The sequence below is a fragment of the Lachnoclostridium edouardi genome, assembly GCF_900240245.1.
Taxonomy (GTDB): domain Bacteria; phylum Bacillota; class Clostridia; order Lachnospirales; family Lachnospiraceae; genus Lachnoclostridium_A; species Lachnoclostridium_A edouardi.
In genome coordinates this window covers 1,319,734-1,329,629 of record NZ_OESQ01000001.1, presented here as the reverse complement: position 1 = coordinate 1,329,629, position 9,896 = coordinate 1,319,734, and the positions used below count along the sequence as shown (strand labels likewise).

The following is a 9,896-nucleotide window of genomic DNA, read 5'->3' as shown; positions in this document are numbered from 1 at the left end:
GGCGGGCAGATGAAGTGGAGAAACAAAGTAATATTAACAGTCCTTTTTGCCGGTATGGCTTTGGGAGGCAGTTTAACCTCCCTGGCCTCCCAGGGCCAGGCGGCTTGGATTCAAGGCACAGATAGTTCTGGGGGGACCTACTGGCAGTACATAGATGAAAATGGCCAGGCGGCGGCAGGCTGCAGCAAAGAAATTAACGGCGGCAAGTATTTTTTTGACCAGGAGGGCAGAATGCTGTGGAGCTGGATTTCTGAGGATGGAGAGCCGGTGGACAGCGGTAGCGGAGACGGGTACAGAAACGAAGGAGTTTATTACTGCGGAGACAAGGACGACGGCAGGGCTTCTGTAGGCTGGAAATATATTCCTGTAGAGGAGCAGAACGGCGGCAAGGAGAAAAAATGGTTTTACTTCAGAGAAAACGGAAAAAAGGTTGCAGACGGCAGTATAACAGAGCATGAGGACGGCAACCAATACAGATACACTTTTGACGAGGACGGAATCATGGTTTCTTCTAAAATGGTAGGGGCCAGTCAGGGAAATGATTCTGACGGAGGCGAATGGGTTCAGCACATTCCGGGAACAGGGCAGGATTCTTATGGCAGCGACGTTGCCAGATGGTACTATCTTCTGGGAAACGGAAATCTGGTGAAGAATCAGATCAGAGCCATAAAAGGTCAGACCTACATATTTGATGAAACAGGAATTATGAGAACAGGTTTGGTTCTGGTAGATCAGAATAATAAATATGCGGAAACTATTTTAAATAAAGCAGACCATGTTTGGTGTGATTCTGGAGATTTAAGCCAGTATTTAGATGAATACCAGATTATGTATTTTGACGAGACCTCAGGAGCCAGATTGAAGGGAAAAATTCAGCTGGATATGGGGGACGGAACCTACACCCTGGCCTTTAGGGAAAACGGAAAAGCAGTCCACGGGCCTTACCAGGGATATTTATATGACGGAGGAGTACTTCAGAAGGCAGATGCAGGCTCAAAATATGAGATAAAAAATGTAGATGACAAGGAGTACTTAGTAAACGCCGGCGGAAAGATTCAAAAGAAAGGAAGATATAAGGACAAAGGGGATACCTGGTGGAATGTGGAAGCCGGCTCTGACAGTCAGGGATATGTAATTACAGAGGAATAATAACAGCAATTAAGGGAAAGAGGATGCGTCTGAAAAGGTAATTGAGATGCACCTCTTTTTCTTTAAAATCATGTACATTTATGATATAATGTGAACGCCTGGAAATAAACAGCAGGTATATGAGAAAAGGAAATGACAGCTTATGAAATTAATTAAAACACAAGAGGCGGTAGACCAGGTACTGTGCCATGATATGACTCAGATTATAAAAGGGGTGACAAAGGACGCAGTATTTCGCAAAGGCCATATTGTCCGTGAGGAAGATATTCCTGTGCTGTTAAGTATAGGAAAAGACCATATTTATATTTGGGAGAATGACGATACAATGCTCCATGAGGATGAGGCGGCCCAGATTTTAAGAGAAATCTGTGAAGGAGATTATATGAAGGCCTCACAGCCTAAGGAAGGAAAAATTGAGCTGACAGCAGAAATAGACGGTCTGTTTTTAGCTGACATAGAGGGAATGCGGGCAGTGAACTCTTTAGGAGATATGATGATAGCATCCCGCGCCTCAGGCTTTCCTGTGAAAAAGGGGGACAAGCTGTGCGGAACCAGGATTATTCCCCTGGTGATTAAAAGGGAAAAAATGGAGGAGGCCAAAAAAGCGGCCGGAGATAAGCCCTTAATGCGCCTGCTTCCTATGAAAAAGAAAACCTTTGGAGTGATAACCACAGGAAACGAGGTGTTCTACGGAAGAATTCAAGATACCTTTACTCCTGTTTTAAAAGAAAAACTGGAGGAATACGGCTGCTCCATGGTATCTCATGTGGTTTTAGACGACGACCATGAAAAAATAACAAAGGCCATTATGGACATGGCGGATACAGGGGTGGAAATGGTGTTCTGTACAGGGGGAATGAGCGTGGACCCTGACGATAAAACCCCTCTTGCCATTAAAAATACAGGGGCAAAGATTATTTCTTATGGAGCTCCTGTTCTGCCGGGAGCCATGTTTTTGCTGGCCTATAAAGAGGGCCTGCCTATATGCGGCCTGCCAGGCTGCGTAATGTATGCAAAAAGGACAATATTTGATTTGATTCTGCCTTATTTACTGGCAGATGAGCCTGTAACAGCCAGTCAGCTGGCCGGGCTTGGAAACGGCGGACTGTGTCTAAATTGTCAGGAATGCCATTTTCCTAACTGCAGCTTTGGACATGGAGTATAAGAATTAGGGATTAGACAGAAAGGAGCGGCTGAAAATGGAATTTACCCATGTGGATCAAATGGGAAACGCGGTTATGGTAGACGTTGGAGAAAAGGCAGTAACCAGCCGCAGAGCCGTGGCAGCAGGAAAAATCTATATGAGCCGCCGGTGCTTTAAGGCGGTGAAGCAGGGACAGTGTAAAAAGGGGGACGTGCTGGGAGTGGCTCAAATCGGAGGAATTATGGGCACAAAGAAAACGGCAGATTTGATTCCCCTGTGCCACCCTATAAATCTGACAAAAAGCAGTGTGGAATTTGTTTTACATGAGGAAGAAGCTTCTGTGGAGGCAGTGTGCACTGTTTCCTGCCAGGGAAGGACCGGCGTGGAGATGGAGGCCCTAACCGGGGTCACGGCTGCTCTTCTCACAGTGTACGATATGTGCAAGGCCATTGACAGGGGGATGAGAATCCAGGATGTGCATTTAGTGGAAAAGCAGGGAGGAAAAAGCGGAGACTTTTACTGCGAGGGGCATTATGATTGACCAGTTTCAGAGAAATATTGATTATTTAAGAATCTCTATTACAGAAGAGTGTAATCTGCGCTGCGCCTACTGTATGCCTGTAAAATGGCAAAATCAAAATAAAAGAGAAATACCAGATAAATATTTAACCTCCAGGGAGATTATCAGGCTTACAGGGCTTTTTGAGACCTTGGGCATTAAGAAAATAAAAATCACAGGAGGAGAACCTCTTTTAAGGAAAGATGTTTCCCATATAATTGCCGGTTTGAAAAGCATTTCCGGTATTAGGCAGGTAACTTTAACTACAAACGGGATTTTCCTGGAGGAAAAAGCAGAGGCTTTAAAAAAAGCAGGAGTCCACGGGATCAACGTAAGCCTGGACACATTGGATGAGGATTTTTATTGTAAGCTTACTGGAGGAAAGGGAAATCTGAATCAGGTATTAAAAGGAATCCAGGCTGGCAGAAGGCTGCAGATTCCTATAAAAATTAACGCTGTGCTTTTGAAAAACGAAAAGGAACATTGGAAGAATTTAACAGAGCTTTTAAAAGAAGGAATTCCTGTGCGGTTTATTGAATTGATGCCCTTAGGTTTGGGAAGGAAGATGGAAGGAATCACAGGAGAAGAGGCCTTAGCCCAGTTAAAGATTATGTATCCTGATTTAAAGGAGACAAAAAAAGCCTTAGGCGCAGGCCCTGCCAGATACTTTGAAAGCGCCGGGCTGAAAGCTCCTGTAGGTCTTATTGACGCTGTTACCAATAAATTCTGCACAGGCTGCAACAGGGTCCGTCTTACTAGTCAGGGAATTTTAAAACCATGCCTTTGTTATGATTATGGAGTAGATTTAAAAAAGCTTCTGCGCCAGGGGAAAACAGATCAGGAGATTTTGCGGGAAATAAAGAAAGCTGTTTATGAGAAACCAAGGGGCCACTGTTTCGGCCAATCAGATAATATTGCAGAAAGTAAAATGATGTGGCAGATTGGAGGATGACATATGGGAAAAGTACTGGCTGTCTGCATCAGCGAAAAAAGAGGAACAGAGAAAAAACAGATACCGGCCGGAGATTTTAAGGAGAACTGGGGAATTGCAGAGGACGCCCATGCAGGCAGATGGCACAGGCAGGTGAGCCTGTTAAGCGCTGGAAAAATAGAAGAGTTTAACAAACTGGGAGCCCAGGTGGATTACGGCGAATTTGGGGAGAATCTGGTGGTGGAGGGAATTGATTTTTCCGCTTTGCCGGTAGGCGCCAGACTAAGGTGCAACCAGGTGGTTTTGGAAATCACCCAGATTGGAAAAGAATGCCACAGCCACTGTAATATATACAACAGAATGGGCGACTGCATTATGCCCAGGGAAGGCGTATTTGCGGCTGTGATTTCAGGGGGAAGGATTGCCCCCGGGGACAATATGGAAATCATTCCTTACGAGGGAAAACGGCCCTTCCAGGCTGCCGTTATCACCTTGTCAGATAAAGGTTTCCGGGGGGAGAGAGTAGACAAAAGCGGCCCTGCTATAGAGGACAGGCTGAAAAAAGAGGGATATGAAATTATAGAGCGGCTGCTGCTTCCAGACGATGAGGAAGCCTTAAAAAGCCAGCTGATCAGACTGTGCGATCAAAGACAGCCTGACTTGATTCTCACAACAGGAGGCACAGGATTTTCCCAAAGAGACATAACCCCGGAGGCCACAATGGCAGTGGCCCACAGAAATGCTCCTGGAATTGCTGAAGCTATCAGAGCATATTCAATGAAAATCACTTCCAGGGCCATGTTGTCCAGAGGCGTATCTGTAATCAGGGGAAGAACCTTAATTATTAACCTGCCTGGCAGTTTAAAGGCTGTGGAGGAAAGCATGGACAGCTTTTTAAATGTAATTCCCCATGGCATAGAGCTTTTAAGAGAGGAAGCCCATGACTGCGGTGAAAAGGGAAAGAATTAAAAGCACAATAAAGAAAAATATACATATAGAGAAGAAGATATAAAAGATGAAAAAGAAAGCTATTCAGTTAGGAGCAGCAGTAATGGGAGTGATTATGGGGCTTAGTCTGACAGCCTGCGGCAGTAGCGAAAAAACGGAGGCAGGTAAAGAGGAAACAGCTGCCGTATCTGAGACAAAAGAGGAGGCAAAGGAAACAGAGCTGATTGTCTTCGCCGCCGCTTCTATGACGGAAACTCTGGAAAAAATCAGTGAAATTTATGAGGAGGCTGTTCCAGGCATTAAGCTTACATTTAATTTTGATTCCTCAGGCACATTGAAAACTCAGATTCAGGAAGGGGCTGAATGTGCTCTGTTTATTTCAGCAGGCCAAAAGCAAATGGACCAGCTGGATATAGAGGCAGATTCTCAGGTAAATACAGAAGGTTTAGACTATATTTTACAGGGCTCCAGAATCAATCTTTTGGAGAACAAGGTTACTTTATGTGTGGCGGACAACAGTCAGTCAGGCATTAAAAGCTTTGAAGATATGGCGGAGCAGCTGAAAAATAATCAGGTTTTAATGGCAATGGGCAACAGCGACGTGCCTGTGGGACAGTACACTGAGAAGATTTTGGAATATTTTGGACTGAATCAGGAGGAGCTAGCAAAGGCAGGAAAGATTACATATGGAACAAATGTAAAAGAGGTTACTACTCAAATTTCAGAGGGCAGCGTAGACTTTGGAATTGTATATTGTACTGACGCCTTCAGCGCAGGCTTAAATGTTACAGATGAAGCTACGGCAGAAATGTGCGGCCAGGTGATTTACCCTGCGGCAGTATTAAAAAATTCACAGCATCAGGCAGAAGCAGAGGCGTTTTTAGACTTTCTCACTGGGGATGAGGCTATGAATATTTTTAAGGAAGTAGGATTTTCACCTGCAGAATAAAGGAGAAGTGAGAAAGCATGGACTGGTATCCCTTAATAAATTCCCTGCGCATTGCGGCGATCAGCAGTATAATTGTATTTTTTACAGGTATTTTAGCCGCCTACTACGTAGCCAGGCTTCCTAAAACAATTAAAGGGCTTTTGGATGTGATTTTGACCCTGCCTTTAGTGCTGCCGCCTACAGTTGTCGGTTATTTTCTGCTGCTGATTTTAGGCAATAAAAGGCCTGTAGGCCATTTGCTGGCTCAATGGGGAATTCCCTTTGTAATGACCTGGTACGGGGGAATCGCCGCCGCCTCTGTGGTGGCATTTCCTCTTATGTACAGAACTGCCAGAGGGGCGTTTGAAAGCTTCGATGAAACTTTGGCGGACGCAGGAAGAACATTGGGCCTTTCCAACTCCTATATTTTCTGGAAAATCAGGATGCCCTACTGCAGACAGGGGATTTTGGCAGGTACAGTGCTGGCCTTTGCCAGGGCTCTTGGAGAATACGGGGCCACCAGTATGCTGATCGGCTATACTCCGGGAAAAACAGCTACAATATCTACTACAGTGTATCAGCTTTGGAGAACCAACGACGGAAAAGGGGCTTTTTTCTGGGTGATGGTAAACCTAAGCATTTCCGCTGTAGTAATGACGGCGGTGAACGTATTGGAAAAGAAAAACAGGGGGGCGAAAGGGTGAGTCTGAGTGTACAGATTGAAAAAAGATTTCCTGACTTTCATCTTCAGGCGGATTTTCATGCAGAATCGGGGATATTAGGACTTTTAGGCGCCTCAGGCAGCGGGAAAAGCATGACTCTTAGATGTATTGCAGGAATTGAAAAACCAGACCGGGGAAAAATTGTTTTAGATGGAAAGGTGTTATTTGACAGCGAGAAAAAAATCAATCTGCCTCCCCAAAAAAGACAGGTAGGATATTTGTTTCAAAACTACGCTTTATTTCCCAACATGACAGTAAAACAAAATATTTTATGCGGCATAAAAGGGTCCGGCAGACAGGCGGAGGATGGGGAAATCAATGAGATTGTAAATCTTCTGCAGCTGCAGGGGCTGGAAGAGAGAAGGCCGCATCAGCTTTCCGGAGGCCAGCAGCAAAGGACGGCTTTAGCCAGAATACTAGTAAGCCGGCCTGCCATACTTATGCTGGACGAGCCGTTTTCCGCTTTGGACAGCTATTTAAGAGACAAGCTGCAGATTGAGATGAGGGAGCTTTTAAAGAATTTTAAAGGTCCTGTGCTTATGGTCACTCACAGCAGGGACGAAGCCTATCATTTGTGCGGCAGAATCGGTTTCATGGACAGGGGAAGACTGGAGCAGGTCAGGGAGACGAAAGGGTTGTTTGCAGATCCGGGGACAAAACAGGCAGCTCTTATGACAGGCTGCAAAAATATAGTGGAGGCGGAAAAAGCAGGGGACAGGCAGGTGTACGTGCCTAAATGGGGAACTACTTTTCACACCAAAAAGCAGGTGGAGGACAACCTTTGGGGAATTGGAATCAGAGCTCATTATTTTAACCCGGAGGAAACAAAAAACTGTTACAGTATTACTCCCATAGATGAAATGGAGGAGCCTTTTGAGTGGATTGTCAGATTCCGGTATACAGGGCAGAACCAGAATTCAGAGGAAATTTGGTGGAGAATGGCAAAGGAAAAAAGGCCGCCAAGGCTGCCCTCCTGTATTGGAGTTGCCCCTGAGGACATATTGCTGCTGTATGAGGGCGCCTAAGGGAAAAGGAGGCATAATATGGAGCTTATGAAGCAGCTTAAAAAGCTTTTGGAGGAAGAAAAAGACTGTATTCTCGCTGTAATTATAGAAGGCAGAGGAAGCGCCCCCAGGGAGGCAGGAGCCTGTATGACTATAGGCCCATCCGGCAGACTTTTTGGAACCATAGGCGGGGGAATGCTGGAAAAAAGATGTATTGATCTGGGAGTAAAGTTTTTAGAAGAAAAAAAGTCCTCCAGAGAGAAATTTTGTCTGTCTAAAGAAGAGACGGCAGATCTGGGAATGATTTGCGGAGGAGATGTGGAGGTGCTGTTTTCTTTTATCTCTCAGGAGGCAAAAAATAATCTGAGAGGGCAGCTTCAAAAGGGAGAGACAAAGGGGATCAGGGAAAATCTGTGGTTTTACCTTCCTGTAAATGGAGATGAGCCTTTTTTTCAGGATAATGAAAGTCAGGCTGTGGAAAAGGATCGGGGATTTTTTCACATAAGTGGAAAACCTTGTTACGGGATCAGGCTGGTGTCTCAGTCAAAGGTTTTTATTTTTGGAGGAGGCCATTTGGCCCAGGAGACGGTGCCTCTTTTGTCCCATGTAGGATTCCGATGTATTGTAATAGACGACAGGGAGGAATTTTCCAGAAAAGAATTGTTTCCGGAGGCAGAGGAAACCTGGACAGTTGATTTTGAAAAGCTGGCAGGGAAGTTTGCTGTCAGTGAAAAGGATTATATCTGCGTGATGACAAGAGGGCATTTGGGGGATACAGAAGTACTGAGATACGCCTTAACTACGCCTGCCTGTTATATTGGGGCGGTGGGCAGCAGGGCAAAAAAGGAAATTGTAAATAAGAAATTAAAAGAATATGGCTTCACAGAAAATCAGATTAAAAGAATTATATCTCCTATTGGTCTGGATATATTCAGCGAGACCCCGGCGGAGATTGGAGTAAGCATTGCAGCTCAGCTGATTTTGGTCCGGGGAAAACAAAATCGGACCAAAACCACCTAAGCCTTGTATCAGGAGGACTGACCGTAAGTCATGGCGGCTCCTGCGTCCAACATGCCGCCGGTAGCCACCTTGCCCTGAAGCTGTTCTAAAGGCCGAGCAGTCTGAAGAATTCTGTTTTTTACGTCTGCCAGACTTAAATTGGCGTCCGAGGCATATATCATGGCTGCAACTCCTGTTACCATAGGAGCTGCCATAGAGGTTCCGCTCATAAATCCGTAACCATTTGAAATTGTGCTGACAATATAGGAGCCGGGGGCCGCAATATCAACGCTTGCAGCGCCAAAGTTGGAGCTGGTATCCAGGCTTCCGTCAAACATTAAATTGGCCACTGAAATAATATTGTCATAGGGGAAGGCGGCAGGATAAATCGGATTATCGTCGATGCTGTAGCCTATGCCGTTTGTATCCCCGTTTCCGGCGGCTACAATAAACAGCATGTTAGAATTCTGAATTGCATCCGCCAGCTCCTGGCTGTATTTTAAGGTGCCGGAGCTAAGATTGCAGATGGAAGCTCCGTTAGCCTCGGCATATTTAATGGCCTGTACAATCATTTCAGGAGTGCCGGTTCCGGAGGAGGTGCCCAGGGCTTTGATGGACATAATTTTTACCTGACTGTTGTCAGCTATGCCTGTTATTCCGCCGTCCCCTCGTGAGGCGGCGATAGTGCCGGCTACGTGAGTGCCGTGGTCGTCCTCATTTCCTGTGTACACCTGATTATTATTGTCAAAAAAATTCCACCCGTTTACATCATCTACAAAGCCGTTGCCGTCATTGTCAATGCCGTCTCCGGGAATCTCGTCTTCATTTACCCATATAGAATTTTTCAAATCAGGATGGTTAATATCAATGCCTGTGTCAATAACAGCTACAATTACTTGTCTTTTATTGGTGGCTGCAGAATAGGCTTTCCAGGCGGGAAGTACGTTAATATCTATTCCGGGAACAGCGTTTGTCACCACCTGAGAATAAGAATCAGGTCCGTTGGAGCGGGGCAGGCCGATCAGGCCGATAGGGTTGGGAACATTGCTGTATATAGCTCCAATATCTGTAAATTTCTGCTTCAATTCTATGGCCTGAAATTCACCGTCATTTTTTAATCCCCACTGGTATGTAGCGTACTGATCTTCCGGGGATAAATTAATAAGGCCCGGTCCCACTGCAAATGTATGAAAAGCTTCGTCCGACTGCTTAGCATAGGCAGGAAAAGCCTGTGCCAGAGAAATAATACTAAAGGCCGCAGCAGTGACAAAGGCAGAAAAACGTCTCCGCATTTTGTTACCTCCTTGTTATCCTTATTTTAAGTCTTCACATTATACCATATTATACAGAAAATGGTTTGAAAAATATGTGAAAAAACACTTACGGTTTTACCCGGGCTATTTTTCTTGTTCCTGTCATATGAATATGATAAAATACCCGTCTTTAGAAGTTAGCACTAGAAATCTTTAGGAGTATTTTCTGCTCTGAAGCCTCACAAATGCCTTTAAATAA

Annotated in this window: 10 protein-coding genes; 9 read left to right on the top strand and 1 reads right to left on the bottom strand. The window is 45.1% G+C overall.

The genetic code is table 11. The features are described from left to right. The first annotated feature begins 9 nt into the window (after positions 1 to 9). The 9 genes from C1A07_RS06205 (at position 10) to C1A07_RS06170 (ending at position 8,405) form a co-directional block, all read left to right on the top strand. Entirely contained in the window at positions 10 to 1,149 is a 1,140-nt protein-coding gene (locus tag C1A07_RS06205) for a hypothetical protein (protein WP_101876340.1), read from the top strand. Positions 1,150 to 1,291: 142 nt separating this feature from the next. Further along, positions 1,292 to 2,314, top strand: a complete 1,023-nt coding sequence (locus C1A07_RS06200; RefSeq protein WP_101876339.1) for a molybdopterin-binding protein — start codon at positions 1,292 to 1,294, stop codon at positions 2,312 to 2,314. Between the two features lie 34 nt (positions 2,315 to 2,348). Further along, entirely contained in the window at positions 2,349 to 2,834 is a 486-nt protein-coding gene (gene moaC, locus C1A07_RS06195; protein ID WP_101876338.1) for a cyclic pyranopterin monophosphate synthase MoaC, read from the top strand. Beyond that, a complete protein-coding gene (gene moaA, locus C1A07_RS16200; protein WP_180952198.1) occupies positions 2,827 to 3,804 on the top strand; it encodes a GTP 3',8-cyclase MoaA in 978 nt (325 codons plus the stop codon). The genes moaC and moaA overlap by 8 nt, the downstream gene beginning before the upstream one ends. Before the next feature lie 3 nt (positions 3,805 to 3,807). After that, positions 3,808 to 4,752, top strand: coding sequence for an MOSC domain-containing protein (locus C1A07_RS16195; RefSeq protein WP_180952197.1), 945 nt, complete (start codon positions 3,808 to 3,810; stop codon positions 4,750 to 4,752). Between the two features lie 46 nt (positions 4,753 to 4,798). Beyond that, the gene (modA, locus tag C1A07_RS06185; protein WP_101876337.1) at positions 4,799 to 5,680 is read left to right on the top strand and encodes a molybdate ABC transporter substrate-binding protein; all 882 of its coding nucleotides are present in this window, start codon (positions 4,799 to 4,801) and stop codon (positions 5,678 to 5,680) included. A 17-nt stretch (positions 5,681 to 5,697) separates the two neighbouring features. After that, positions 5,698 to 6,363, top strand: a complete 666-nt coding sequence (gene modB, locus C1A07_RS06180; protein ID WP_101876336.1) for a molybdate ABC transporter permease subunit — start codon at positions 5,698 to 5,700, stop codon at positions 6,361 to 6,363. Continuing rightward, positions 6,360 to 7,406: a sulfate/molybdate ABC transporter ATP-binding protein gene (locus tag C1A07_RS06175; protein ID WP_101876335.1), complete on the top strand. Its 1,047-nt coding sequence runs from the start codon at positions 6,360 to 6,362 to the stop codon at positions 7,404 to 7,406. The genes modB and C1A07_RS06175 overlap by 4 nt, the downstream gene beginning before the upstream one ends. Before the next feature lie 18 nt (positions 7,407 to 7,424). Beyond that, positions 7,425 to 8,405: an XdhC family protein gene (locus tag C1A07_RS06170; protein WP_101876334.1), complete on the top strand. Its 981-nt coding sequence runs from the start codon at positions 7,425 to 7,427 to the stop codon at positions 8,403 to 8,405. Positions 8,406 to 8,413: 8 nt separating this feature from the next. Here the strand turns inward: C1A07_RS06170 and C1A07_RS06165 are convergent, their stop codons facing one another. Then, on the bottom strand, positions 8,414 to 9,676 hold the full coding sequence (locus C1A07_RS06165; protein ID WP_101876333.1) for a S8 family peptidase: 1,263 nt from the start codon (positions 9,674 to 9,676) through the stop codon (positions 8,414 to 8,416). Positions 9,677 to 9,896 lie beyond the last annotated feature (220 nt).

Bases quoted from the DNA above. Each gene is read 5' to 3' on its own strand.
- C1A07_RS06205 (WP_101876340.1), top strand. From the start codon at position 10: ATGAAGTGGAGAAACAAAGTAATATTAACAGTCCTTTTTGCCGGTATG.
- C1A07_RS06165 (WP_101876333.1), bottom strand. From the start codon at position 9,676: ATGCGGAGACGTTTTTCTGCCTTTGTCACTGCTGCGGCCTTTAGTATT.
- moaA (WP_180952198.1), top strand. From the start codon at position 2,827: ATGATTGACCAGTTTCAGAGAAATATTGATTATTTAAGAATCTCTATT.
- C1A07_RS16195 (WP_180952197.1), top strand. From the start codon at position 3,808: ATGGGAAAAGTACTGGCTGTCTGCATCAGCGAAAAAAGAGGAACAGAG.
- modB (WP_101876336.1), top strand. From the start codon at position 5,698: ATGGACTGGTATCCCTTAATAAATTCCCTGCGCATTGCGGCGATCAGC.
- modA (WP_101876337.1), top strand. From the start codon at position 4,799: ATGAAAAAGAAAGCTATTCAGTTAGGAGCAGCAGTAATGGGAGTGATT.
- moaC (WP_101876338.1), top strand. From the start codon at position 2,349: ATGGAATTTACCCATGTGGATCAAATGGGAAACGCGGTTATGGTAGAC.
- C1A07_RS06170 (WP_101876334.1), top strand. From the start codon at position 7,425: ATGGAGCTTATGAAGCAGCTTAAAAAGCTTTTGGAGGAAGAAAAAGAC.
- C1A07_RS06200 (WP_101876339.1), top strand. From the start codon at position 1,292: ATGAAATTAATTAAAACACAAGAGGCGGTAGACCAGGTACTGTGCCAT.